Source organism: Nonlabens sp. Asnod3-H03, from assembly GCF_045063665.1.
GTDB lineage: Bacteria > Bacteroidota > Bacteroidia > Flavobacteriales > Flavobacteriaceae > Nonlabens > Nonlabens ulvanivorans.
Window position 1 is genome coordinate 787,509 of the sequence record NZ_JBEFOD010000008.1, and the last position, 25,377, is coordinate 812,885.

At 35.3% G+C, this 25,377-nt stretch carries 23 protein-coding genes and 1 tRNA gene; 10 read left to right on the forward strand and 14 right to left on the reverse strand.

What is annotated here, in order from left to right; genetic code table 11:
- Positions 1-2: 2 nt before the first annotated feature.
- The gene (gene hemF / locus ACJJVI_RS06815; protein WP_348022302.1) at positions 3-905 is read left to right on the forward strand and encodes an oxygen-dependent coproporphyrinogen oxidase; all 903 of its coding nucleotides are present in this window, start codon (positions 3-5) and stop codon (positions 903-905) included.
- Positions 906-994: 89 nt separating this feature from the next.
- Here hemF and ACJJVI_RS06820 read toward each other — a convergent pair whose 3' ends face one another.
- The 3 genes from ACJJVI_RS06820 to ACJJVI_RS06830 all read right to left on the reverse strand — a co-directional run bounded on the left by ACJJVI_RS06820 (position 995) and on the right by ACJJVI_RS06830 (position 2,995).
- Entirely contained in the window at positions 995-1,447 is a 453-nt protein-coding gene (locus tag ACJJVI_RS06820) for a 6-carboxytetrahydropterin synthase (RefSeq protein WP_042269441.1), read from the reverse strand.
- Entirely contained in the window at positions 1,444-1,578 is a 135-nt protein-coding gene (locus ACJJVI_RS06825; RefSeq protein WP_262496445.1) for a hypothetical protein, read from the reverse strand. Before ACJJVI_RS06825 ends, ACJJVI_RS06820 begins: the two co-directional genes overlap by 4 nt.
- 79 nt (positions 1,579-1,657) lie before the next feature.
- Positions 1,658-2,995 carry an MATE family efflux transporter gene (locus ACJJVI_RS06830; RefSeq protein WP_405351138.1) on the reverse strand — a complete coding sequence of 446 codons (1,338 nt, stop codon included), beginning with the start codon at positions 2,993-2,995 and terminating at the stop codon, positions 1,658-1,660.
- A gap of 69 nt (positions 2,996-3,064) precedes the next feature.
- Between ACJJVI_RS06830 and ACJJVI_RS06835 the strand changes: the two genes are divergently transcribed.
- Positions 3,065-3,138, forward strand: a tRNA-Ala gene (locus ACJJVI_RS06835).
- A gap of 10 nt (positions 3,139-3,148) precedes the next feature.
- Here the strand turns inward: ACJJVI_RS06835 and ACJJVI_RS06840 are convergent.
- From ACJJVI_RS06840 to ACJJVI_RS06860, 5 genes are all read right to left on the reverse strand, one after another.
- Complete coding sequence (locus tag ACJJVI_RS06840; RefSeq protein WP_405351139.1) at positions 3,149-3,985, reverse strand: alpha/beta hydrolase family protein; 837 nt, start codon at positions 3,983-3,985, stop codon at positions 3,149-3,151.
- Positions 3,986-6,727 carry a PD-(D/E)XK nuclease family protein gene (locus ACJJVI_RS06845; protein WP_405351141.1) on the reverse strand — a complete coding sequence of 914 codons (2,742 nt, stop codon included), beginning with the start codon at positions 6,725-6,727 and terminating at the stop codon, positions 3,986-3,988. It lies immediately after the preceding gene.
- A gap of 96 nt (positions 6,728-6,823) precedes the next feature.
- Positions 6,824-8,197 (reverse strand): OmpA family protein, encoded by a 1,374-nt coding sequence (locus ACJJVI_RS06850; RefSeq protein ID WP_348021951.1) that lies wholly within the window; start codon positions 8,195-8,197, stop codon positions 6,824-6,826.
- A 113-nt stretch (positions 8,198-8,310) separates the two neighbouring features.
- Entirely contained in the window at positions 8,311-9,507 is a 1,197-nt protein-coding gene (gene kbl / locus ACJJVI_RS06855; protein WP_405351143.1) for a glycine C-acetyltransferase, read from the reverse strand.
- Positions 9,508-9,551: 44 nt separating this feature from the next.
- The gene (locus ACJJVI_RS06860) at positions 9,552-12,722 is read right to left on the reverse strand and encodes a UvrD-helicase domain-containing protein (RefSeq protein WP_405351145.1); all 3,171 of its coding nucleotides are present in this window, start codon (positions 12,720-12,722) and stop codon (positions 9,552-9,554) included.
- Between the two features lie 236 nt (positions 12,723-12,958).
- On the opposite strand from ACJJVI_RS06860, the gene ACJJVI_RS06865 reads away from it, so the two are divergent.
- Complete coding sequence (locus ACJJVI_RS06865) at positions 12,959-13,564, forward strand: superoxide dismutase (RefSeq protein WP_405351147.1); 606 nt, start codon at positions 12,959-12,961, stop codon at positions 13,562-13,564.
- Positions 13,565-13,724: 160 nt separating this feature from the next.
- Here the strand turns inward: ACJJVI_RS06865 and ACJJVI_RS06870 are convergent, their stop codons facing one another.
- Together ACJJVI_RS06870 and ACJJVI_RS06875 are read right to left on the reverse strand one after the other, a co-directional pair.
- Positions 13,725-15,623, reverse strand: coding sequence for an amidophosphoribosyltransferase (locus tag ACJJVI_RS06870; protein WP_348021948.1), 1,899 nt, complete (start codon positions 15,621-15,623; stop codon positions 13,725-13,727).
- A gap of 67 nt (positions 15,624-15,690) precedes the next feature.
- Entirely contained in the window at positions 15,691-16,611 is a 921-nt protein-coding gene (locus tag ACJJVI_RS06875) for a PfkB family carbohydrate kinase (protein ID WP_036582813.1), read from the reverse strand.
- Between the two features lie 206 nt (positions 16,612-16,817).
- On the opposite strand from ACJJVI_RS06875, the gene ACJJVI_RS06880 reads away from it, so the two are divergent.
- Complete coding sequence (locus ACJJVI_RS06880) at positions 16,818-17,441, forward strand: hypothetical protein (protein WP_042295300.1); 624 nt, start codon at positions 16,818-16,820, stop codon at positions 17,439-17,441.
- Here the strand turns inward: ACJJVI_RS06880 and rnhA are convergent.
- Together rnhA and purN are read right to left on the reverse strand one after the other, a co-directional pair.
- Positions 17,438-17,917 (reverse strand): ribonuclease HI, encoded by a 480-nt coding sequence (rnhA, locus tag ACJJVI_RS06885; RefSeq protein ID WP_036582809.1) that lies wholly within the window; start codon positions 17,915-17,917, stop codon positions 17,438-17,440. The two genes, ACJJVI_RS06880 and rnhA, sit on opposite strands and share 4 nt — an antisense overlap.
- Complete coding sequence (gene purN, locus ACJJVI_RS06890; RefSeq protein ID WP_405351151.1) at positions 17,917-18,480, reverse strand: phosphoribosylglycinamide formyltransferase; 564 nt, start codon at positions 18,478-18,480, stop codon at positions 17,917-17,919. Before purN ends, rnhA begins: the two co-directional genes overlap by 1 nt.
- 155 nt (positions 18,481-18,635) lie before the next feature.
- On the opposite strand from purN, the gene ACJJVI_RS06895 reads away from it, so the two are divergent.
- From ACJJVI_RS06895 to pyk, 5 genes are all read left to right on the forward strand, one after another.
- Positions 18,636-18,872 carry an acyl carrier protein gene (locus ACJJVI_RS06895; protein WP_015361896.1) on the forward strand — a complete coding sequence of 79 codons (237 nt, stop codon included), beginning with the start codon at positions 18,636-18,638 and terminating at the stop codon, positions 18,870-18,872.
- A 10-nt stretch (positions 18,873-18,882) separates the two neighbouring features.
- Positions 18,883-20,130, forward strand: a complete 1,248-nt coding sequence (fabF, locus tag ACJJVI_RS06900; protein WP_036582803.1) for a beta-ketoacyl-ACP synthase II — start codon at positions 18,883-18,885, stop codon at positions 20,128-20,130.
- Positions 20,131-20,144: 14 nt separating this feature from the next.
- Positions 20,145-20,885, forward strand: coding sequence for a ribonuclease III (gene rnc, locus ACJJVI_RS06905; protein ID WP_036582802.1), 741 nt, complete (start codon positions 20,145-20,147; stop codon positions 20,883-20,885).
- Between the two features lie 144 nt (positions 20,886-21,029).
- Complete coding sequence (locus ACJJVI_RS06910; RefSeq protein WP_036582800.1) at positions 21,030-21,518, forward strand: IPExxxVDY family protein; 489 nt, start codon at positions 21,030-21,032, stop codon at positions 21,516-21,518.
- Positions 21,518-22,948 (forward strand): pyruvate kinase, encoded by a 1,431-nt coding sequence (gene pyk / locus ACJJVI_RS06915; protein ID WP_036582798.1) that lies wholly within the window; start codon positions 21,518-21,520, stop codon positions 22,946-22,948. The genes ACJJVI_RS06910 and pyk overlap by 1 nt, the downstream gene beginning before the upstream one ends.
- Here the strand turns inward: pyk and ACJJVI_RS06920 are convergent, their stop codons facing one another.
- On the reverse strand, positions 22,949-23,452 hold the full coding sequence (locus ACJJVI_RS06920; protein WP_081866574.1) for a PAS domain-containing protein: 504 nt from the start codon (positions 23,450-23,452) through the stop codon (positions 22,949-22,951).
- Between the two features lie 57 nt (positions 23,453-23,509).
- Positions 23,510-24,595, reverse strand: coding sequence for a DNA polymerase IV (dinB, locus tag ACJJVI_RS06925; RefSeq protein WP_036582797.1), 1,086 nt, complete (start codon positions 24,593-24,595; stop codon positions 23,510-23,512).
- A gap of 38 nt (positions 24,596-24,633) precedes the next feature.
- Here dinB and ACJJVI_RS06930 point away from each other — a divergent pair, with 38 nt between their 5' ends.
- The gene (locus ACJJVI_RS06930) at positions 24,634-25,293 is read left to right on the forward strand and encodes an NAD-dependent epimerase/dehydratase family protein (RefSeq protein ID WP_405351156.1); all 660 of its coding nucleotides are present in this window, start codon (positions 24,634-24,636) and stop codon (positions 25,291-25,293) included.
- Positions 25,294-25,377: the final 84 nt, after the last annotated feature.

Below are 25,377 nucleotides of genomic sequence, written 5' to 3' on the forward strand. Positions count from 1 at the left end.
TGATTAAGACACAGTTTTATAATTTTATAAAAGAACTTCAAGAAACTATTACTAGTCGTCTAGAGGAAATAGACAATAAAGCTAGTTTTAAAGAAGATCAATGGCATCGTGAAGAAGGTGGCGGCGGTTTTACAAGAGTTATTGAAAATGGGTCTGTATTTGAAAAAGGTGGCGTTAATATTAGCGAGGTTCACGGGCCATTACCACTTGCAATGCAGTCTTATTTTAAAGTAGGCGATGTAGATTTCTATGCCACAGGCTTAAGTCTAGTAATACATCCCGTAAATCCACATGTACCTACTGTTCATGCAAATTTTAGGTATTTTGAAATGTATGATAAGCAGGGAACTGTTGTAGATTCATGGTTTGGTGGTGGATTGGATTTGACCCCATATTATTTATATGATGAAGATGCGACTCACTTTCATCAAATATGTAAAACAGTATGTGAACGTCATGAGGTAGCAGATTATGCATTATTCAAAGAAAAATGTGATGCTTATTTTCATAATTCTCATCGTGGTGAAGGTCGTGGTATAGGTGGTTTATTTTATGATTATTGTAAGGCTAGTGAGAGTCATTCTATGGAAGACTGGCTAGCTTTTCAAAAAGATATGGCATCTCATTTTCTAGATGCTTATACACCTATTGCAGAAAAAAGAAAAAATAAATCGTATACAAAAGAGCAGCGCGACTGGCAAGAAATACGACGTGGACGCTATGTAGAATTTAATTTAGTACACGATAAAGGAACTTTATTTGGTCTCAAAACTAATGGCCGTATAGAGAGCATTTTAATGAGTTTGCCACCACATGTTCAATGGCGTTATGATCACCATCCAGAACCTGATACACCAGAGGCTCAATTGATTGAAGTCTTGAAGAATCCTAAAGATTGGGTATAACCTTGAAAAGTCAGGATATCTTATAAATAAAAGCCTCACAGATCATTAAAATCTGTGAGGCTTTTAAATTAATATTCACTAATACGTTATTATAGTTGATCACTCGCATGCCACTCTGCATAACTAGTTTCAGTCTCGCGCAGTCTTAAAGAGAATAATTCAATATTTTCTGGCAATCTGTTTCTAATTTTATCGGCAAAATCTAGAATCATCATTTCGCTAGTAGGTTGATAATCTGCTAGAATAACTTCATGCCCACGTTCTCTAAGTTCTTGAGCTAGCTCAACGTGAGGTGTGTTTTTATTAAAGACTGTTGCGTGATCAAATGGGTCTACGATCTCTTCTTTTACAATCTTTTTTAGGTCTGTAAAGTCTATCACCATACCATGCTTTACATTGTTAGCATCATTTATAGGAGTTCCTATTACGGTTACAGCTAGTTTGTAGCTATGCCCATGTACATTGCGGCATTTACCGTCATATCCATAGAGTGCATGACCAGTTTCAAAAGTAAATTCTTTAGTTATTCTTACTTTTTTCATCTTCTAGATTTCCATTTGTTATATCCTACTACGATAAGTAGAATAATTGCAATCACTAAGAAAATTCCAGATCCACCCATGAATTGAGAGATTCTGATAAACCAATTATCTTCCATAATTAATAGAATCATTTAAATTATTAATGGCAAAGATATTAGAAATATTATGCATTCTCTGACTATGCTTTCGCGAAAGCGAGATATAATAAATCTAGTTCTGCATTGTTTTAATCTTTAAGTGAAATTTTATAGCAAGAATGGCTGCTCTGCCTAGCATCCATAATCCAAAGGCTACCCAAATTGCGTTTAATTGAAAATTAACATAATCTAAGATAAGAAGAGCTGGGATGAATACAAATGCTGTAAGGCCAAACAGTAAATTACGTAAATAAGAAGCCTCGCCCCAACCTTTAAAAATTCCGTCAAATACAAAGGCCACAGCATTAATAGGCTGCATAATTAACACAATCCAGAATGTACTTAGGAATAATTCAAATACAGTCTCATTATCTGTGAATTGATGGCCTATAGTTTTGTAAAAAAGTCCACAAATAGTTATTAATATTAGTGCTACGATAACGCCATAGGTGGTGGTGGTTTTACCTAGATATTGAAGTCCTTGAACATTTTTAGATCCTAAAAGTTTTCCACCTATAGCGTTACCAGCACTCGCAAATCCATCAATGAAAAAGGAAAAGAAGAGCCAGATATTCATCAATATGGCGTGTGTGGCACCATATTCATCTCCATATCCGGAGGCATAGCGGTAAGACAAAAATATGGCAACATTTATGGCAACGGTGCGTAAAAAAAAGTTAGCCGTTAAAATAATGTGTTTTCTAAGTTTAGGGTGTGGTTTCCAGGTTAATTGATGTAGTCGAAAAGGTGTTTTTTGATATAAAAAATACAATGCTATAATAAGCATAACAATTTGTGCAGCTAGACTAGCATATGCTGCACCCATTACACCATATGCCGGGATAAGACTATCGATTCCATAAACTAAAGTGTAGTCTAATATGACATTCACTATAGCGCCTGATATGCTTGCTATCATTGCCCAAGATGTATTTTGTATACCTCTAAAAACGCCAAAAATAGCAAAGGCGCTAAGGGTAAGTGGAAATCCTAGGGCTCTAACCTGATAATAAGAAATCGATAAATTTAGTGTTGTACCTTTTGCATTATATAATGTAAATATCCATGTTGCTAGTGGTGCGGTTACCAAATAGATTAATATGCCTAAGGTGATGTTAATCCAAATGACTTGAGGTATAAGAGAATGAATTTTATTTAATTGATTACTTCCTAATGCGTTAGACACTATACTAGATATAGAAGTTTTAGTTTGTGCAAGAGTCCAGATAATAGCACTTAAAAAAGAACCGACTAGACCTACTGCAAGTAAACCTTCAACAGCGTTATCCTTCATATTACCTATTACAGCCACGTCTGTTAAACTGATAAGAGGTTCTGCTATACCAGCGATAATAGCCGGAATGGCAAGACTTAAAATGTTTCTAGGTGTTATCGAATTTGTGGAAGGCATTTTTCGAAAATATAGTTTTGAAAATTTATTAATAGCAATTCTGATGCTTTATATTTGAATTGATTTTTTGGGGGATTAGCTCATTTGGCTAGAGCGCTTGCCTGGCAGGCAAGAGGTGACCGGTTCGAATCCGGTATTCTCCACAGATGTATTCTATTTTTTATAAAAATTGATACAACATTGTACAGCTTGTCTTAAGTGTTGAGGTAAATAGATGGATTTCCATGGATGCCTCGCTCCCAAAGTGTGATTTGCTTCCCTTATCACAACTAATTCTGATTTTTTACTCCATTGATGTAATTGATGTCCTTCATGAATCATAACGGTTTCGTCGCTGGCTCCATGAATAATTAAATGTGGTACTTTAAGTTTTAGTGCAGCATTCTTAATAGATAGTTTTTCTTCATTCTGAATGTAATCCTCAAAGAATTGATAATAGTGAGGCATTTCTTGCTGAGTGCGTCCATTTTTAACATAGAAAACACCATCGTTTTTCCATTTGAGTAATGCTTCTCCATTAAGGAACCTAGACTTATAATCACTGACCGATGCAAGTGTAACTAGTTTTTTAACTATTTTGTTTTGTGAAGCAACAATGGTTGTTATTCCTCCAGCTCTTGAATGACCTAATATGTTAATACTAGTGGTATCTATTATTTCTGATAAGCTTGATATAGACCAGTTGATCACATCATTCAAATCTTGAACCTCTTTACTATAATTATTATAACCGAATGATTCTAAATCTGGAAAATCCAAAGGATTATTTATAGTTCCGCCATTATGTGAGAAGTTAAATTTTATAAAGCAAAACCCGGCATTTGCAAATGCCTTACCCATTAATTCCCAAGCGCCCCAATCCTTAAATCCTTTGTAGCCATGAGCAAAAATAATCACAGGCAATTTAGTTTGAGATGGTACGTGATAATGATCTAGCAATATAGGTTTGCTATGATCTCTATCAATGATGTTGTTCAAGACAATTTTCATTTAATGATCCTTTGCGGTTAGTGCTATATCTTTATTGTATAACTCTATGATTATTTGATGTAATTGTTCTTCAAATTTCTCTAGTTCAAACACATCGATAGGTCGTGGCTGAAACGACCTACCATTTTTAACCGAGTAGGGTATAAATCCTTCTTTAAAATTCTTAAAACTTATGATACCTGCGACACATTCTGTAAACTCATTGTTTTTTGAATATAGAAAAGCATACATCAAAACTTGAAAAGCTTTTGATTTATCATAATCTGTAATTAATGCTTGATAGTTATCTGGCTCAACACCAACATTTGATTTACCAACCATTCCAGATTTGTAGTCTATTATTCTAATTTGACCATTGAGCTCATCAATACGGTCTACCTCACCATGAAGTTTTACACTTCCTATCGAGTTAATTTCAATAGTTGTAGAATAACGAACTTCTAATTTTCTTATAATTAATATGTTTCCATTTTTTACAAGCTCTTCATCATAAGCAATCATTTTACTGACGTAATGTCTAGCCACCTCATACATAATAATATTTTTCCCTTGTGGATCATGTATGGTGTTGTAGCTATCCAGATAGGCCGTATTGATGGCATTATTTAATCTTTCTCTTATGTCTTTAAAATGAATTTTATCTAATACTTTATCGATATATGGTAGGTATAAGGACTCAAGAGTTTTATGAATCATGGTTCCCATAGTATTAGCCGCCATATCTTCTTCTACCTCTTCTATGTCATTAATTTTTAGGATCTTAGATTTGTAAAAATCGATTGGATTATAAATATAGCTTGTGATACTAGATGGTGAAAAGCCAGATATTGCTATTTTACCGAGTCTGTCAAAGTAGTGATTGTCTTTGTTAATGGAAAGAGTATCTGTTTTTTCAGTAGTAATTTTATTGGCATACAGACTATGATTGATCGTATGATTTTTAATACCACTAGTTTCTAATTGCATTAAAAACCTGCTTTTTTCTCCACCGCCTAAACTATTTGTTTCTGAGTTGTATATGAAATTAGCGTTATTGCATCGTTGTAATAACCTATAAAAATGATATGCATAAACGCTGTCTTTGTCTGTGTAAGTCGGTAAACCAAACTTGATTTTCATATCATAAGGTATGTACGATGCAGTAGATTTACCTGCTGGTAAAATGCCTTCATTAACCGATAGCATAATGATGTTTTCATAATCTAATGCTCTAGTTTCAAGCAGTCCCATTACTTGAAGCCCTTTAACAGGTTCGCCTATAAAGTCTAATTTCTTTTGAGGTAAAAATTGCTTAAATAAATATTGAATAGTTCTTAAATCGGTAATACCTGACTGCACATCTATGATTGACTTTATTTGTTCAATGACACTGTGTATACCTAATAGTTGTTCGAGCTCTAATCTCTTGTTTTCATTTTCGATTAGTTTCGATTGTAAAGCATCAGAAATATTACTGAGATAGTTAATTAAGTTTGTTGTCGTAATAACTTCCGACCTTAATTGATTAATGTATAAGTTAGCAGTATCCTGATTAGCCTCTAGAAAGGGTATATAAACTAGATTTTCTTTATGAATTGTGTTCATAAGTTCTTTTACAGCTGTCTGGTCTAAAAGAGAGCTAAAGTGAGATTCTAAAACTGCTATTACATTCTTATAATAAAAACCTTGATCTGTGGCTTCAACTTTGAGCTTGATTAGCTGATTAAAGAAACTAGCAAGCGGTGTTTTATCTAAGGTTAATCCCATAGTAATATTGAGATGCTTAGCACTTTCGGGTATAGCACTTAAAAGAGGTAGTAGAAGAGCTTCATCTGCTAGAACTATGGCTGTGGTGTCTAGATTAATCGATTCTAGATTGAGCTTATTGATAAGTTTACCTGCCACCTGACACATACCTATAGGGCCAGATGTTCCTATCATATTTATACTTTTTGGCGCGTTAAAATTATTACTAGTTATGTTTAAATTGTGCTGTTCAAAATAATTCCAGTGACTTTTATATCGTCTTATAAAACGACCAGCTTCGTGATATTGATTCTCTTGAAAATAAAGATCACTGTCATAAAAAATTTTGGCATTATTGCTATCTAGAAATATCTTAATAATTTCCTCTTCTGCCTTGTTGAGAGCATTGAGGCCTAAAAAAATAATTGGTGTTTCTTTACTGTACTGGGTGGATTGATATTCCGCTTTCGCGAAAGCGAGTCTATAAGCTAGACCTTGATAAACTATCCCATTTATGGTACAGTCTTTAGTAAACTGGCTATAGTATAGTTCTAATCGTTTCCAGAAATGAAGATATTTTTCAATCATCTCTGTCTTGGGTTCTAGGATGGACCAATGTCCTTGCTCTAGTTCTTTTAAATTCCCTAGATAATTAAAAAAATCTGAAGGTGGTACTAGAAAACGATCTATCTCATTAAAATCTTTAAGAATAGTTGGTGCCCAGGTAATAAATTCATCTAATGAGTCTGCTGTATTATTTCCTTCTATTTTTAGATAACTGTTATAAAAATCAAATAATAAATCTACATCGCTTGCAATTTCAACTTGTGCTGTGTGACTAATGAAATCTTCAACACTATATACAATAGGCTCGAAAATAGGTTGTTCTAAAAAAGCAGCAATGGTTTTATTAAGAAAGGTTGCAACTCTTCTACTAGGAACTACATAAGTAAGTTTACTGAGGTTGTAGTTTTGGGAATAAAGCGAGCCAATAACGTCATGTAAGAATGTATTCATATGTACAAGATATTGATAAACTATGACGTCTTAAAAAATTAGACATAAAAAAAGCGCCACTGAGAAGTGGCGCTTTTACTATTGTTTAAAAATCAATTAGTTTACTAAGTTGATTTCCACACGTCTGTTTTGAGCACGACCTGTTTTAGAACTATTATCAGCAACCGGGCGAGCCTCACCATAACCTACTGAAGAAAGTCTGAATTCATCAATTCCATTTGCAACTAAGTAATTTTTCACTTCGTTTGCACGAGAATCAGATAATCTTTGGTTCAATTTAGCAGATCCAACACTATCTGTGTGACCGTCAATTGAGAACTTTGCAGTTGGGTATTTCTTAAGAATCGCAGTAATATCAGCAAGAACTTTTGCAGACTCAGCTTTAATCGTAGCCTTACCTGTATCAAATAAGATTGTTTTTGCGTACTGGTTTAACTTTTCTTGCTCCTCAACTGTAGGCGCAGCTGGTTTAGGACAACCTGCTAGTGACGCAATACCTGGAGTGTCTGGACACTTATCATCAGCATCTAGTACACCGTCATTATCTCTATCTGTAGGGCAACCATTGTTAGAAGCAGGACCTTTAACTGTTTTACAGTTGTCTTTACTATCTACAACACCATCACCATCAGTATCAGGATCAGGGCAACCATTGTTATAAGCTGGACCAGCTTCATTAACACAGTTATCATCTTTATCTAATGTACCATCACCGTCAGTATCAGGACATCCCATAGATTCAGCAGGACCTGCAGCGTTAGGACAGTTATCTTTACTGTCTTCAATACCGTCACCATCAGAATCAGGACAACCCATAAATTGCTCTAAACCAGCAACAGATGGACAAGCGTCTTTATCATCATAGATTCCGTCACCGTCAGTATCAGTACCACCCCAAGTAAACTTTAAGCCAGCTGTATGTTGGAAGTGTTTTGGATTAGCATCTTCAAAAGCATGCTTATATGTCGTTTGCAAGTTAATAGCGATACCTTCTGTAACATAAAAGTCAATACCAGCCGTACCATTGAAAGTACCAAAACCATCATTATCAACCCAATTATAACCACCACCAACTCCAACGAATGGAGCAATGATACCGTCTTGTTTTATCATATTACGGAAGTTATATTCTAAACCACCGTCTAAAGCATAATATGCGATATTATCAATACTTGTATCACCAACTTTATCTATTGAGTTTACAGAAAATGCTCCAGTAGCAACGATGCCATCACCTACGTAGTATCCAACTTGTACACGACTAGGTGCTGCAAGTAAATTGTAGTGATCTGTATCGAAAAAGTCTTCAAAGTAATCTCCAAGGCCTTGGTCAGCCTCACCAACTGGATACAAGTCAATTGCATTCATTCCAATTGCAACAGACCAACGATTTGATTCATCTTGCGCATTGACATTAGTAGCTGAAAATAGAACAGTACATGCCATTAAAATTTTAAATATGTTTTTCATGTTGGGGTTTTTTATTAATCAACAGAACAAAATTACTCTGTTATTGTGCATTCACAAGAGTTTAACCTATAAATTTTCGTAAAAATGTCGATTAATTGTTAATTTCTCTTAATTTAACCGATAACTCCTAGTTCAAGTCCTACTTTTTTGAATGCGTTTACGGCTTTGTCTAAATGTTTTTTATCGTGAGCGGCACTTAATTGTACTCTTATTCTTGCTTTTTCCTTTGGTACCACTGGATAAAAGAAGCCTATAACATAAATTCCTTCTTTTAAAAGTGCATCTGCCATTTGTTGAGATAGTTTTGCATCATATAGCATTACAGGAACAATAGCGCTTTCTCCATCTACAAAATCAAATCCTAATTCTTTCATTCCTTTTTTAAAGTAAGCTGTGTTAGCTTGCACTTTATCGATAAGGTCTGTACTAGAATCTATAAGCTCTAACGCTTTTATAGAAGCGCCTACTATTGAAGGAGCTAAGGAATTACTAAATAAATATGGTCTAGATCGTTGTCTTAAGATCTCAATAATTTCTTTTTTTGCAACGGTGTATCCACCCATTGCTCCACCTAAAGCTTTTCCTAAAGTACCGGTTATGATATCTATCCTGCCTAAAACACCTTTAGCCTCTAAAGAACCGCGACCAGTATCACCTAAAAATCCTGCTGCATGACATTCATCTACCATGACTAGGGCGTCATACTTATCTGCCAAATCACATATTTTATCTAATGGTGCTAAAATACCATCCATAGAAAACACACCGTCAGTAACAATGACTTTAAATCGTGCTCCATTCTCATTTGCTTGAATTAACTGCTTTTCTAAATCAGCCATATCTGCACTTGCGTACCTATATCTAGCAGCTTTACATAAGCGGACACCATCAATTATGGATGCATGATTTAATGAGTCAGATATGATGGCGTCTTCTTTACCTAACAAAGGCTCAAATACTCCACCATTTGCATCAAAACATGCTGCATAAAGTATCGTGTCTTCACATCCGTAAAAATCTGCTAGCTTTTGTTCAAGCTCTTTGTGTATGTCTTGTGTACCGCAAATAAATCTTACAGAACTCATCCCAAAACCGTGAGAGTCCAAAGTGTCTTTTGCTGCTTGAATAACTTCAGGATGTGATGATAATCCTAGGTAATTATTAGCACAAAAATTGATCACCTCACTGCCATCGTCTAATGTTATCACTGCATCTTGTGGAGAGGTTATGATTCGTTCATTCTTATATAATCCTTGATCTTTAATTTCTTCAATTTCTTTTTGAAGATACTCTTTCATACTACCGTACATAGTTGCGTTTTTTTGTGTTTCAAAGGTAATAAACAATACTTGTTTTAATTCCAGACGAGTTCCTTTAACTCATCGGTGTATATCAAAACCTTTTCTTTTATTTTATAATCCATTTGTAGTAATAAGGCAGCATAATAATCTAGCTGATCTCTATGTTTCTCTAGTTGCGCGCCTGTTTTGTAATCAATAATCGTTACCTGACCATTGTCTATTATAAGTCGATCTGGAATAAACTTCTTGCCTTCTGGTGTTAAAATTCCACGTTCATTTAAGATATTTAAATCAGGTTTGAAGTACTTTTCAAAATATTGTGGACTTATTAATAGATTGAGAGTTTCAATTAACTCTGATTTTACCTGAGAAGAAATGTAATCATCATTTTGAATCTTTAACACAACCGCAGGTAAGTCTTCAATAGACTCAATTTGTGACATATAATCATGAAGTAAATTACCTTTATTAATAGCTTCTTGAACACCACTAGCCCATAACATTCCACGTCTGGTAGAAAAGTCTGTGCGAGATCCTGTAGAGTAAACCTGATAATTGCCTAATGGTAGAGTTGGTGTGCTAGATTTACTAGTGGCTAATTGAATAGGCGTACCTTTTTGAAAAGAAGTCACTAGATCCATTTCTTCTTTATTCCACGCCGTATCACGTTCCAGGAATCTTTTCAGTAGCTGTCCATGTCTTAGTGAAGATTCCTTTTGAGTTTTGGATTCTGGTTTATCAATACTGCACACATATAGTTGTTCTACTGCACGAGTAAAAGCAACATAAAGTCCATTAATATGGTCCATTTGTGTTTTATGAAGATGGGTTGTATATACTTCCTGTGCATGAATAGGATAAAACTTGGCCTCACTTGCTAGCGACATATAAAGGTGTTCAAAACCTTCATAAGCTGTAGGGCTTACAGAAACCCAATCTGTAGGTTTAATTGAAAAGTCTGCTTGTGTGTCGGAATAGGGGACAATTACAACCGGAAATTCTAAACCTTTGGACTTATGAATGGTCATGATTTGCACAGCTTGCGGATCTGGCGTTGCTGGAACACTCAATTTTTCTTTTTTCTTTTCCCAGTGTTCTAAAAATTTGGACAGGGAAACATCTTGACTATTGGAAAATTCAAATACTAATTCTAGAAATGATTGTAATCTTAAATCTTGCTCTTTAAATAGCCCTAATGCATGAGCTGTTTGTTCTGTTGCTTTGAATAAAGGCGCTTTCGCGAAAGCGGACTCCATAAACGATATATCGTCATTAAATACAACCTCTAAGATCTCATTAAATGATAAATTAATATGATTAACGATAAATGTGTTTTTGTCTTCAAGTTGATAATATTGCACATATTCAAGAAGAAATGATAGTTTAAGAGATTGCTGGTCAGGTTGATGCGACATTTTCATGAATTCGACTAATAAACGTACACGCGGTGACGCTTCAACAAGAAGGCTATCACCAGATACTACAGTAATGTCTTGTTTAACTAAATATTGAGCAAGCTCATGACCTTGTGTGTGCTTGCGCACTAGAATGCATATATCACCTAGTTCAAATCCTTGTGAAACAATTTTCTTGATTAAACTGTGCACGTGTTGCGGATATGGAGTGATTATATCTTCATCATCGTCAAATGAAAAATCTTCTTTGTTTAAAAAGTCAACCTGAACATATCCACCATTTTTATGTGTTGCATTTTGATGCAGATAATTTTGATAAAGATTTTTATAAGTATCGTTATTTAAGTAATCACCATAAAATTTAAAAAAATCATTGTTGAATTCAATAACGTTGTCATAGCTACGCCAGTTATATTCTAGGGTTTCATTACTTTTATTAAGTTCAAATAATTGATCTTCTTTTAATAAATCTAAAAACTGGTTAGCGTCACTACCACGCCATCTATATATGGATTGTTTTGCATCACCGACAAGCATTAAGGTCCCGCTATCTCCATAATCGTCGATGCTTTGGATTGCATTACTAATTAAAGGCATCATGTTTTCCCATTGCATGCGAGAAGTATCTTGAAATTCATCAATAAAGTAGTGACGATATTTTTCCCCTAGTCGTTCATATATGAAAGGTGCAGGCTGATCTTTTATTTGATTTCTAAGAAGACCATTGAACTCATATATAGGTACAATTTGTTCTTCTTTTTTAATAATGTTTATTTCATGCATCAACTCGTTAAGAAGTGACAATGGAACAATACTTTTAATGATGTTTTCATGAAATTTTATATGTCCATAAGTGGCCTTGTAAGCATTACCAAAATCTGCAATATCTGACCTTAAAATATCGATGCTATCTTTAATAGATTGTTTTTGACTTTTTGCATATAAATCGCCAGCTATCAAGTCTCTAATAGAGGCAGTATCTGGTTTAACCGAAATGTCCTCTTTAGAAGTCTTTACTACTGTGTTAAAAATACTGCGAGAACCACCTTTAAAATCAGTAGGTTCTAGACCTTGCTGAGCTGATTTATCAATTAAAACTTGAGCTAGTTCAATTAATTGTGTTTTTAGGTCTTTGTTTTTAAGCTTCAGATTTTGAACAAGTCTATCAAAATCTTCGCTGGTCTTGCCTTCAAGAGATTTTAGATATTTAAAATGGTTTTCATTTTTTATCAATACAGATATTTGCATCAGATCATAAGCGACATCCCAACTTTTATTATTATCAATTTTGGAAAGTGAGAAGCTTACTAGTTTTTTAGTAAGTTCCTTATCCCTACCTGCACGAGCGAGTAAATTTTGAATTGCTTTATTAATTAAAGAATCTGTGTCTAATTCTACTTCAAATCCAGCGGGCAAATCAATGTCTTTTGCAAAAGTGCGCAAGATGCGGTGATTGAATGCATCAATTGTAACTATGTCAAAGGCAGAGTAGTCATGTAAAAGGCGTTGATGGATGATGGTTGCTCTCTTTGTGAGTTGATCATCATTTAATCCTGTAACTTTTTTTATATGGTCAAAGATGCCTAGACTACTATCCGGAACTGATTGTTTTCCAAAATTGTATAGATGCTCTAGTACACGTTCTTTCATTTCTGCAACAGCTTTGTTAGTAAAAGTTACTGCTAGAATCTTGCGATAATGATTATTAAATTGAGATTTAAAAAGAAGCGTGAGATAGTCTCTCGCTAGTGTATAAGTTTTACCAGAACCAGCACTGGCACTATAAAAAGTAGTTGGAGATGAGGTCATACTCAAAGGTATGATGAAAAACTGAAACGTAATTGAACTTAATCCTTAATTTGAGGTTTAGATTAATTGTCAATTAGATTTCGGTGACGTTATTAGGATCTCTTTTTATTATGATAAATTCTTTGAAGATGAATCTTTTACAAGATTAAGTATATTATAACATCAGAAATTTTAACATATCATCGTTTGTGTTTAAATTTATCCTTTATAAATAAATCAATTAAAACCAATATATTATGGCTTTTGAATTACCTAAACTCAACTATGCGTATGATGCGCTAGAACCACATATTGATGCAAGAACAATGGAGATTCACCATTCAAAACATCACAATGGTTATACTACTAAATTAAATAATGCCATTGAAGGTACTGACCTAGAAGGAAAGTCTATTGAAGACATTCTTACGAATCTAGACATGGAAAATAAAGCGGTAAGAAATAATGGTGGTGGATTTTACAACCACAGATTATTCTGGGAAGTAATGTCACCTAATGGTGGTGGAAAACCTACTGGAGATCTTGCTGCTGCAATCGATAGTGCTTTTGGTTCATATGATGCATTTCAAGATAAATTTGCTACAGCCGCAAAAACACAATTCGGTTCAGGATGGGCGTTTTTATGTGTTAACGACGGAGCTCTAGAAGTGTGTGGAACTCCTAATCAAGACAATCCATTAATGCCAGGTGTAGGTTGTGGAGGAACTCCTATCCTAGGACTAGATGTATGGGAACACGCATATTATCTAAACTATCAAAACCGCAGACCAGATTATGTAAGTGCATTTTTTAATGTAATTGATTGGGATGCTGTATCAGAGAAATACAACGCTGCTAAGTAGTAAGTAGCAAATAGTCAACTGCCATTGTTGACTGCAAAATTCAAAAGCCCTTAAGTTTCAATAAAAACTTAAGGGCTTTTTATTTAATATTATTTCTTAGCCTAGCTAATGGTTTGAATAACAAATTTGTTATGTAATCAAAGGTTTTTGTAATTATTATTTAATAAGCTCGCTCATCATTCTTTTCAAAGAAGTTGATGTAAGCACGATTCACCACACGATTTCCACCATTAGTTGGATAATCACCAGTAAAATACCAATCACCTAAGTTTTTAGGGCAGGCTTTGTGTAAATTATCTACGGTTTGGTAAACGATTTTCACTTCTGCATTTAAATCATCGTCTGAGAGTAACTCACCTATCTTGTTGGACACTTCTTGATCTGTAAACGGTGCATAGAGTTCCTTCACATAATTGACAACATCCTTATCCTTAAAGTTTATCTGTGATTTACATTTTTTATAAATGTTCTCTACAGTGTCATAGGTTCCACGATCTTCATGTAAAGCAAGTGCTGCTCTAAAAGCAACTAGTCCTTCTAATCTGGCCATATCTATCCCATAACAATCTGGATATCTGATTTGTGGTGCACTAGAAACAACTACAATTTTCTTCGGTTTCAAGCGGTCCATCATTTTAAGAATGGATTTTTTAAGCGTTGTTCCACGTACGATAGAATCATCGATGATTACTAGGTTATCGTTTTCTTTTACAACACCATAGGTCACATCGTAAACGTGAGCTACTAGATCGTCTCGAGAAGAATCCTCAGTGATAAAGGTTCTTAACTTTGCATCTTTAATCGCAATCTTTTCAGTTCGCAGCTTTCGCGAAAGCGTGTCCTCAACTTGTTGTGCGGTCAGTTTACCTTCTCCAGCAATAATAGCATCTCGTTTTTGCTCATTTAAAACGGCATGTGCCGCTTCTACCATACCATAGAATGAAGTTTCGGCAGTATTAGGGATGTATGAAAAAACGGTGTTATCTATATCATGATCAATGAATTCCATGATTTTAGGGAATAATAAATGCCCCAGTTTTTTACGCTCTTGATAAATCTCGGCATCGCTACCACGAGAGAAATAAATACGTTCAAAAGAACAGGCTTTACGTTCTAGTGGTTTCAGTATTTGTTCAATACTTACTTTACCATTCTTTTTAATGATAATAGCTTTACCTGGATCCAGTTCTTTTACTTCTTCAAACGGTGCGTTAAACGCAGTTTGAATTACTGGACGTTCACTAGCTACGACAACTACTTCATCATCTTGATAGTAGTATGCTGGTCTAATACCAGATGGATCTCTTAATAGGAAAGCGTCACCATGTCCCATAAGTCCACCCATGGCATAGCCACCATCCCAATCTTTTGCACTTTTCTTTAAAACTTTGGCAACGTTAAGTTGTTCAGCTATTTTAGGTGAGGATTCCATTTTAGAAAGTCCTTCAGCCTTGAATTTTTTATATAGTTTAGAAACCTCACGATCTTGAAAATGACCTACCTTTTCCATAACGGTTACGGTGTCTGCCATGTCTTTAGGATGCTGTCCTAGTTCTACTAATTTGTCAAATAACTCAAACACGTTAGTCATGTTAAAATTACCAGCCATGATAAGGTTGCGATGCATCCAGTTGTTCTGACGTAAAAACGGATGTACTGATTCAATACTGTTTTTACCAAAGGTACCATAACGCACGTGTCCCATCATCAATTCACCGATGTAAGGGATTTGTGCTTTTTGAGCAGCGACATCATCTTTTATTTCTGGATTTTCCTCTAATTCTGAATTAATGCGCTCATTAATTTGAGCAAATATATCCTGTATAGGTTGTGCCTCATTACTGCGCACACGAGAGATGTATCGTTGACCAGGTTTTACATCTAATTTTATACTTGCAAATCCAGCACCATCCTGACCGCGATTGTGCTGTTTTTCCATCATTAGGTACATTTTATTGATGCCATAAAATGCCGTACCATATTTCTCTTTATAATATTCAAGAGGTTTAAGAAGTCTAATAAGTGCTATACCACACTCGTGTTTTAATGGATCGCTCATGATGAATTCTAAAAGTCAAAAGTAAATAAAAAGCCCTCAAAATATTTGAGGGCTCTATCAATTTTTATTATGCGTTTATTTCAAATTTAGTCAGTGCTTTAAACTGCTCTAAACGTGTATTGATCTCTTCAGGCGTGATAGATTGCATGCGCTCAGTTCCAAATTTCTCTACACAGAAAGAAGCAAAGTTAGAACCATAAATAATAGCTCGCTTCATGTTTTCAAAACTGTAATCCTCACTTGATGCTAGAAAACCAGCAAATCCTCCTGCAAATGTGTCTCCTGCTCCTGTCGGGTCAAAAACTTCCTCTAGTGGTAAGGCTGGTGCAAAGAAGATTTGTTCTTCATGGAATAATAAAGCGCCATGTTCTCCTTTTTTAATGACCACATACTTAGGACCCATAGTATGAATCTTGCGTGCTGCAGCAACTAGCGAGTATTCACCAGATAACTGTCTAGCTTCTTCATCATTAATAGTAATGACATCAACCTTTGCTATGACCTCATGCAACATGTCTAATGCGCTATCCATCCAAAAGTTCATCGTATCTAAGATGATTAGCTTTGCTGCTGGCGTTTGTTCAATAACGCCTAATTGTACTGCAGGATGTAGGTTTCCTAACATTACTACCTCTGCATCTTTAAAAGATTCTGGTACAACTGGATTAAAGTCTGCTAGTACATTTAACTCTGTAGCAAGTGTGTCACGGGTATTCATGTCATTATGGTACTTACCAGACCAGAAAAATGTTTTACCATCCTTAACAACCTCAACACCTTCTATATTCATACCTCTATTAGAAAGCATGTCTAGATATTCTTGTGGAAAATCTCCACCTACTACACTTACTAATCCAACTTCTGTGTTGAAGTGTGAAGCACTTAGACCTATAAAAGTGGCTGCACCACCTAATATTTTATCTGTTTTTCCGAAAGGTGTTTCGATAGCATCAAAAGCTACTGTACCTACAACTACGAGTTTGCTCATTCTTGATATTTTTTTGCAAAAGTAATGAATTAGTCAGTCCTTAAAGAACAATCATCATGAGTTAATTGATGTCCTGTTGTTGAGATTCTGTTATGTAGTATGTAGTCATTAGATAGTCTTTTGTCGTTTAAATGATTGAAAACTAGGTGAAGCAGGTTATAGGTTCTAATTTGCAAAACTTAACATTTATGATAATTAGGGATTTCATGAAAAATTTATTTTTAGCTTTAACGCTATTAGCAACTACGCAATGGATACAAGGTCAGGTAGGGATTAATACTGTTTCACCAACTGCAGAACTAGATATCGCAGCGAGCACAACCAATTTACCAGCACTAGAGCTAGAGCCACAATCAGTACCTACTGGTGCTGCCACAGGACAGATGGCGGTAATAGGTGATCAATTATATATGTATGATGCGTCTCGAGGAAAATGGTTGACCATTGCTGCAACACCGCTTGTTTTTTCACGTGGAGGTGATATAGGTAGTCAAAGTCTGAGAATGGCAGGTAATTTAACTACCGCAAATTCTGGTATTTTGTTGCCTTTTGATGGGACTATTATTGCTATTACGTCAAATTCTAACACAGTAAGTGGAACAGCTACTAATAATCTTGCAGCACCTTTTAACGTTAGGATTAGGCAAGGTAATACTACAATAGTGGGAGGTAATATCAATTTTAATCTTTTAGGAGGTACTTATAATGATAATACTGCAAATATTGACTTTAGCGCTGGAAACCATATTCATGTGAGAGCCCAAAACACAGGTACAGATACTATAAGTAATCCAACTGTTACAATTTGGGTGAAATGGCGAGCAAATTAAAATAGGCCTTTCTCACTAGCTTCAAATCCTTCATCCACGAGATGATTACTCTTATTTAGAGCAGCACCAACAGCCAGTGCGTCACATCTTTCATTAATAGGGTGATCATTATGACCTTTTACCCATTGCATTTTAGGTTGTGTGCGATTAAAGGCTTTAATAAAACGCTTCCATAAATCTGGGTTCTTGACGTTTTTCCATTTGCGTTTGATCCATCCAGCAATCCAGTTTTTATTAACGGCATCACTTACATATTTACTGTCGGTAAAAACGGTAATTTGTACTTGATCCATTTTAATCTTTTCTAGAGCCTCTATAACAGCGAGCAATTCCATCCTGTTATTAGTGGTGCGTCTATAGCCTTGAGAAAATTCTTTTTTATATTTTTTCCCTACCCATATCATCACAATCCCGTAACCACCAGGTCCTGGATTGCCTCTTGAAGAACCATCTGTATATATGTGTACTTGTTCCATTAAGCAAGTAATTCTTCAATGACCATTGGGAAATGTAAGTGTTCTAACTCATGTATACGTGCGGCTAGATCATCTGCTGTATCATTTTGATAAATAGGACACGTAAACTGCTCTATAATGGCTCCTTCATCATAATGTTCATTTACATAATGGATGGTAATACCACTTTTTTCTTCTTTATTTTCAATGATAGCGCGATGCACATTCATACCATACATGCCTTTTCCGCCGTAATTTGGTAATAAAGCAGGATGAATGTTAATAATTTTTTTTGGAAATAATTTTACGAGACTTTCTGGGATTTTCCATAAAAAGCCCGCCAGCACTATTAAATCTGGGTTTTCTGCCTTTAATAAAGATTCTACTTTTCCCGCTTTCGCGAAAGCGAATTTATTAAAACTCATCGCCGGAATATTATTTTTCTGCGCTCTTTCTAGCACATAGGCTTGTGGTTTATTAGATAAAACCAATGAGATTTCTACAGATTCATTTTTGCTAAAATGATTTATAATCGCCTGAGCATTAGTACCATTACCTGATGCTAGAATTACTATTTTTTTCATATTTTTTTATGGCAAGCTTGTTGTAAACCACCTGATAGAGTTGAGTAAAATAACATTATCAAATGCGATGGCAAGTTAACTCAAATAACTAAAAAGTGGTTTTATCACAAAGTTTGTTATTTTTGCCATTCATTTAAAATTAAAATTAGAAAATTATGTCAGACATTGCATCAAGAGTAAAAGCGATAATCGTTGACAAATTAGGTGTTGACGAAAATGAAGTTGTAACAGAAGCAAGTTTCACAAACGACTTAGGCGCGGACTCACTAGATACAGTTGAGTTGATCATGGAATTCGAAAAAGAATTTGATATCCAGATACCAGATGATCAAGCAGAAAACATTGCGACTGTAGGTCAAGCTGTTTCATACATAGAAGAAGCAAAAGCTTAATTTACTTCACATGGAATTAAAGCGAGTAGTCATAACAGGAATGGGAGCTCTTACACCGATAGGTAATAATCTAACGGAGTATTGGGATGCGTTAAAAACAGGTAAGAGTGGTTGCGCTCCTATCACATATTTTGATACAGAACATTTCAAGACTAAGTTCGCTTGTGAGATCAAGAACTTTAATGTGACTGATTTCATAGACCGCAAGGAAGCTAGACGCATGGATCGCTTTGCCCAGTATGCACTGGTTGCAGGTGATGAGGCGATAGCAGACTCAGGATTAGATATCGACTCTATAGATAAATATAGAGTCGGTGTTATCTGGGGCGCAGGAATAGGTGGTCTAGAAACTTTTCAGGAAGAAGTTAAAGCGTTTGCTGCTGGAAACGGTACGCCTCGATTTAACCCTTTCTTTATTCCTAAAATGATTGCTGATATAGCGCCGGCTCATATTTCTATAAAATATGGATTTATGGGACCTAACTATACGACAGTATCTGCTTGTGCCTCTAGTGCAAATGCGATGCTGGATGCAGTTAACTATATTAGATTAGGACATTGTGACGTGATTGTAACTGGTGGCTCTGAAGCTGCGGTTGCTCAAGCAGGAATGGGTGGTTTTAATGCCATGCATGCCTTATCAACACGTAATGAAAGTCCAGAAACCGCAAGTCGACCATTTGATGCGACACGTGACGGTTTTGTTCTAGGAGAAGGCGCTGGTGCGCTGGTTCTAGAAGATTATGAGTATGCAAAAGCTCGTGGAGCAAAAATCTATGCAGAGGTTATAGGTGGTGGTTTCTCTAGTGACGCATATCACATTACTGCACCGGATCCAGAAGGACGTGGTGTTATAGCAGTAATGAAAAATACGCTACAAAATGCAGGCATTAATCCTGAAGATGTAGATCATATTAATACACATGGTACATCTACACCGCTAGGAGATGTGGCAGAGTTGAAGGCGATAAAAGCTGTTTTTGGCGATCATGCGCCTAACATTAGTATTAATTCTACAAAATCTATGACTGGTCACCTTTTAGGTGCTGCTGGTGCTATAGAGTCTATTGCAAGTGTTATGGCTATCAATGAAGGGATAATTCCTCCTACCATTAACCATACTACCGTAGATGAGAATATTGATCCGTCATTAAGATTAGTATTGAATAAACCAGAAAAACGAGAGGTAAACATAGCTTTGAGTAACACATTCGGTTTTGGTGGTCACAACTGCTGTATCGCATTTAGAAAAATCTAAGCGATACCTTTTTAATGAATCGATTTAAAAAAATATTCTCCTCTCGAATCTCTACAGATGACGAGGCGCTATCGCGTGGAATAAAAAAAATTACTGGGATAACTCCCAAGGATATCGATGTTTATCGTAAAGCGTTTACTCATAAATCCATGAGCTTAAAAGATGCAGATGGTAATCCTATTAGCTATGAACGATTAGAGTTTCTTGGTGATGCTATTTTAGGTAGTGTCATTGCAGAATATATTTATAACGAAGTGCCGCATGGCGATGAAGGTTACTTGACCAAGATGAGGTCTAAGATTGTAAGTCGTGAACATCTCAATGAGTTAGGAATGGACTTTGGGCTTATTGATTTTGCAAAAACACAAGTTCCAGAACGTAATTTCGGAGCAAATGTTCATGGGAATTTATTTGAGGCATTAGTAGGTGCTATTTATCTTGATAAGGGCTATAAGCGAACTCAAAACTTTATTAGTCGTCGGGTAATTGAACCTTATGTTGATATCGAGAAATTAGAAGGTAAGGTTATTAGTTACAAGAGCATTTTAATAGAATGGTGCCAAAAAAACAAGAAGACTTTTAATTATCATACCTATGAGGATACTGGTGTTAATGAAATCAGACACTTTTCTGTGAAGTTATCTATAGATGATAGAATTCTTGCAAAAGCACGTGCAACATCAAAGAAAAAGGCTGAGGAAAAAGCAAGTAAAAGAGCTTTTTTTGCCTTACAAGATAAAATAAGTACACAATAATTCTTTATTTCGCACCTTGCATAATTCTTAATCGTACTAGAATCCAGTAACGACAACCATTTCGTAGAAAATATCAATTTATTAAAGATTTTTAAAGACTAATTTGTAGTTTGTCTTCTTAAATTTGTTAGTAAAGTTGATGATATGGCTACTTACAAGTTAGATGGATGGGATTGTGACGATGAGCCATACACCCTTGTAGGAATACATTCTACAATTGAGCCTTATAGAATGGCTTATATGGTTAATAAGTATTTAGGGTTGTCTTTCAAGAGAACAGATGTAGATCAAGATGTGACCATGCCTAACTTTACAGTAAGGTATCCAGTTTATAAATATGATGATGTTATAAACTATAACACTTATTACTTAACACCTAATAAATTTTGGGCTAATCTTAATACCGTTACCAGTAGTGGCGGTCTTTTTGAAAGTCAAGAACAAACCGAAGTAAAAACAGTGTTAATTAAGGAGTATGCAAGAGTAGACTTCATTATCAAAGTAGAAAAGGATCCTGAGTTTTTTCCTTTGAAAAAGCTAATTAACGACTTAACCAAAATACCACATGTGATATCTGCATACCAGCTAGATGAACATGTAATCAAACAAAAAGATTATTTAATTTTTGAATAATGCCAAAGACAAAAAAGACTAAAATCGTAGCTACATTAGGACCTGCAACTTCTTCAAAAGAAGTATTGTTAGGTATGATGAAGGCTGGCGTGAATGTATTTAGAATTAATTTTTCACATGCAGATCATGAGGATGTAAAAGAACGTGTTCAAATGATACGTGACCTTAATGAAGAACACGGATTTGCAACAGGTATATTAGGAGACTTACAAGGTCCTAAACTACGTGTAGGTGTCATGAAAGAAGAAGTGGTTGTAAATCCTGGCGATATTATTACTATTTCTACTGGAGAGCCGTTTAAAGGTACTGCAGAGCGTGTTTACATGAATTACGAGCATTTCCCTAGAGATGTAAAAGCTGGTGAACGTATTTTACTAGACGATGGTAAATTAATGTTTGAAGTAGTTTCTACTGATGGTGTTAAAGATGTAGTTACTAAAGTAATTCAAGGTGGACCACTACGTTCCAAAAAAGGAGTCAATTTACCGCAAACAGATATTTCATTACCGGCACTTACAGAAAAGGATGTCGTAGATGCCATATTTGCTTGTGAGTTGCAAGTAGACTGGATGGCACTTTCATTTGTACGTCATAGCCGTGACTTGATGGAATTACAAGATTTAATTAAGGAACACTCAGAGCATAAAATTCCTATTATCGCTAAAATAGAAAAGCCTGAAGCTGTCACTAACATCGATAAAATTGTAGCTTATTGTGATGGTTTAATGGTGGCTCGTGGTGATTTAGGTGTAGAGGTTCCTGCACATGAAGTACCTCTTATTCAAAAACAATTGGTCTTAAAGGCAAAACAAGCACGTATTCCTGTTATCATCGCTACACAAATGATGGAAACAATGATTACTAGCCTTACACCTACGAGAGCAGAGGTTAATGATGTAGCAAACTCTGTAATGGATGGTGCAGATGCTGTAATGTTATCTGGTGAAACATCAGTAGGTCAGTATCCTATTCAAGTAATAGAAAAAATGACCAGTATTTGTTTATCTGTTGAAAACAGTGACTTGATTAATGTACCACATAGTGCGCCGCATATTAAAACAAAGAGATATATCACTAAATCGATTTGTTATCATGCTGCAAAAATGGCTGACGAGATTGATGCAAAAGCAATCACAACAATGACCAATAGTGGTTATACAGCGTTTCAAATTAGCGCCTGGAGACCAGATGCACATATTTTAACATTTACTAGTAACACACGTATACTTACTCAATTAAGTCTCTTATGGGGTGTTAAAGCCTTTTTATACGACCGTTTTGTAAGTACTGATGAAACTATTGAGGATGTGAATCAATTTGCAAAAGACAAAAAGTTTGTCAAAAAAGGAGATTTCTTAATCAATCTTGCAGCAATGCCAGTTACAGATAAAGGAATGGTAAATACACTAAGAGTTACTGAGATAGAATAGCTAAACAAAATATTCTTTTTCAAAAGCAATAAAGTGAGAGACTTTAGAAGTGCCATTGAAAATAGGGAAAGCAATAATTTCACAACCATATAACTCACCGTTCTTACGGTAATTTACTAAGCGAGTATTAAAAGGCAACTCATCTTGAGTTGCTTTTTTTATGAGTCTTTTTGAATTCTGATCCGTTTTTTCACCTTGTAATAGTTTAGGTGAATGACCCGTTAATTCATGACTTTTATAGCCAGTCATTTTAAAGATATTTTCAGAACAACACTGGATTTTAAAATTATGATCGGTAATAACTATAGAGTAACCTTTATAATGGGAATAGCTGTCTAGAAAATAATTAAAATGCCAGTTATATTCTTGTGCCAGATGGTTCATGTGCTCTAACATCTCTTTATCAAGATTCCATAAAAGCTTTTTAATTAATTCCCATGATAACATGGGTAGCGAGTTGACGTGGCTATTGATAACAGTATATTGGGAGTTTTCTAAGGTCATATACTAACAAAGCTATAGGAAACGTGACTTTTATTCCTACAACTACTAGTTAATGTTTTAGAACATAAATTTTAACTGAACTTCAACAAAATCAGCTTCCTCAACATCCGTATTAAGATTAGATAGTGTGATACCTAGCAAGCGCACACTTTCACGGAAACCTTCTTGTTCCATTAATTCAATAGCAGTAGCCAGTATTAAATCTTTAGTTCTTATAAAATGAGGTAGGGTTTTGCTACGTGTTTGCGTTTTAAAATCGCTATATTTTATTTTTAAAGTAACCGTTTTACCAGCGACATCATTTTTTGCAAGTCGTTTTTCAATTTCTTCAGCGATTTGAGTAAGACGCTCTTTCATAAAAATTTCACTCGATATATTTTCAGAAAAAGTACGCTCTGCACCTAGGGATTTTCTAATACGATCTGGTTTTACCGGACTATGGTGTAAACCTCGTACAATATTATAATAGTGAGCGCCACTTTTACCAAAATGCTCTTGTAAAAACTCTAGACTGCGTTCTTTTAAATGAGCTCCTGTAAATATGCCTTGTAAGTACATTTTCTCTGCAGTGACTTTTCCTATACCGTGAAATTTTCTAATCTCTAATTCTTCTAGAAATGGAATCACCTCTTCAGGTGTTATTGTTTTTTGTCCGTTAGGTTTGTTATAATCACTAGCAATTTTTGCAACAAACTTATTGATAGAAATCCCTGCGCTGGCAGTTAATCCAGTAGTTTCATAAATGCGTCTTCTTATATCATATGCAATAACAGTAGCACTAGGATAGTTCAACTTATTCTCTGTGACATCTAGGTAAGCCTCATCTAGTGATAAAGGCTCTACGAGGTCTGTATAGTCTAAGAATATATCTCTAATTTGAGAAGATACCTCTCGGTATTTATCAAATCTATGTTTCACAAAAATCAGATCTGGACATAGCTTTTTGGCCGTGACACTAGGCATAGCACTACGCACACCATATTTGCGCGCTTCATAACTTGCCGCTGCTACTACACCTCGATTATTTCCACCACCTACGGCAATAGGTTTTCCTTTTAATTCTGGAAAATCACGTTGCTCTACGCTCGCATAAAATGCGTCCATGTCTACGTGTATAATTTTGCGATCATCCAATTCGTGCATGGTGCAAAATTACTACCTTTAACTCTAGAAATATGTTAATGAAATATACTGCTGTTGTTATCGGTGCCACAGGACTTACGGGAAGTAGGTTAGTGAATTTATTATTTGATAATGCACAATATGAGCGTGTGATTACGCTTTCGCGAAAGCGTACTAAACTCAACCACCGCAAACATGAATCACATATCGTGGACTTATTTGATCCGGCTACTTATACTGATTTCTTAAAAGCTGATCACTTATTTATTTGTACCGGAACAACCCAAGCCAAAACGCCAGATAAGGAGGAATACTATCGAATCGAACATGATTTACCAGTACAGGTTGCCGAGGTCGCTTTGCATAACGGCGTGCAAAAAGTCATTGCCATATCTGCACTAGGAGCAAATGCAGACAGTAAGTTTATGTATAATCGAGGCAAAGGAGAAATGGAACGTGATATTGAAAAACTAGGTTTTAAAGAAACATACTATGTCCAGCCGGCATTAATAGGTGGCGAGCGAGAAGAGCAACGCAAATTTGAAAGTGCGTGGAAAAAATTTCAAAAGCTTATTGATCCTTTACTCATAGGTTTTCTTAAAAAATACCGTACTATCGAACCAGAAACAATTGCTCAATCTATGATTTATGTAGCCATTAATGGTTATGAAAATTCAAGAATAGAAAGTGATGAGTTAAAGGTGATTGCGTCGCTTTAGGATATAGTCTCAGTTTCAGTCTAATGGTTCGAAACGAAAAGCTGTAGTATGTCAGTTCGAGCGAGAGTCGAGAACGGTTTTAGT

Coding starts and splice junctions, on each gene's coding strand:
- ACJJVI_RS06820 (WP_042269441.1), bottom strand. CDS start 1,447: ATGAAAAAAGTAAGAATAACTAAAGAATTTACTTTTGAAACTGGTCAT.
- ACJJVI_RS06825 (WP_262496445.1), bottom strand. CDS start 1,578: ATGATTCTATTAATTATGGAAGATAATTGGTTTATCAGAATCTCTCAA.
- ACJJVI_RS06830 (WP_405351138.1), bottom strand. CDS start 2,995: ATGCCTTCCACAAATTCGATAACACCTAGAAACATTTTAAGTCTTGCC.
- ACJJVI_RS06840 (WP_405351139.1), bottom strand. CDS start 3,985: ATGAAAATTGTCTTGAACAACATCATTGATAGAGATCATAGCAAACCT.
- ACJJVI_RS06845 (WP_405351141.1), bottom strand. CDS start 6,727: ATGAATACATTCTTACATGACGTTATTGGCTCGCTTTATTCCCAAAAC.
- ACJJVI_RS06850 (WP_348021951.1), bottom strand. CDS start 8,197: ATGAAAAACATATTTAAAATTTTAATGGCATGTACTGTTCTATTTTCA.
- kbl (WP_405351143.1), bottom strand. CDS start 9,507: ATGTACGGTAGTATGAAAGAGTATCTTCAAAAAGAAATTGAAGAAATT.
- ACJJVI_RS06860 (WP_405351145.1), bottom strand. CDS start 12,722: ATGACCTCATCTCCAACTACTTTTTATAGTGCCAGTGCTGGTTCTGGT.
- ACJJVI_RS06865 (WP_405351147.1), top strand. CDS start 12,959: ATGGCTTTTGAATTACCTAAACTCAACTATGCGTATGATGCGCTAGAA.
- ACJJVI_RS06870 (WP_348021948.1), bottom strand. CDS start 15,623: ATGAGCGATCCATTAAAACACGAGTGTGGTATAGCACTTATTAGACTT.
- ACJJVI_RS06875 (WP_036582813.1), bottom strand. CDS start 16,611: ATGAGCAAACTCGTAGTTGTAGGTACAGTAGCTTTTGATGCTATCGAA.
- ACJJVI_RS06880 (WP_042295300.1), top strand. CDS start 16,818: ATGAAAAATTTATTTTTAGCTTTAACGCTATTAGCAACTACGCAATGG.
- rnhA (WP_036582809.1), bottom strand. CDS start 17,917: ATGGAACAAGTACACATATATACAGATGGTTCTTCAAGAGGCAATCCA.
- purN (WP_405351151.1), bottom strand. CDS start 18,480: ATGAAAAAAATAGTAATTCTAGCATCAGGTAATGGTACTAATGCTCAG.
- ACJJVI_RS06895 (WP_015361896.1), top strand. CDS start 18,636: ATGTCAGACATTGCATCAAGAGTAAAAGCGATAATCGTTGACAAATTA.
- fabF (WP_036582803.1), top strand. CDS start 18,883: ATGGAATTAAAGCGAGTAGTCATAACAGGAATGGGAGCTCTTACACCG.
- rnc (WP_036582802.1), top strand. CDS start 20,145: ATGAATCGATTTAAAAAAATATTCTCCTCTCGAATCTCTACAGATGAC.
- ACJJVI_RS06910 (WP_036582800.1), top strand. CDS start 21,030: ATGGCTACTTACAAGTTAGATGGATGGGATTGTGACGATGAGCCATAC.
- pyk (WP_036582798.1), top strand. CDS start 21,518: ATGCCAAAGACAAAAAAGACTAAAATCGTAGCTACATTAGGACCTGCA.
- ACJJVI_RS06920 (WP_081866574.1), bottom strand. CDS start 23,452: ATGACCTTAGAAAACTCCCAATATACTGTTATCAATAGCCACGTCAAC.
- dinB (WP_036582797.1), bottom strand. CDS start 24,595: ATGCACGAATTGGATGATCGCAAAATTATACACGTAGACATGGACGCA.
- ACJJVI_RS06930 (WP_405351156.1), top strand. CDS start 24,634: ATGAAATATACTGCTGTTGTTATCGGTGCCACAGGACTTACGGGAAGT.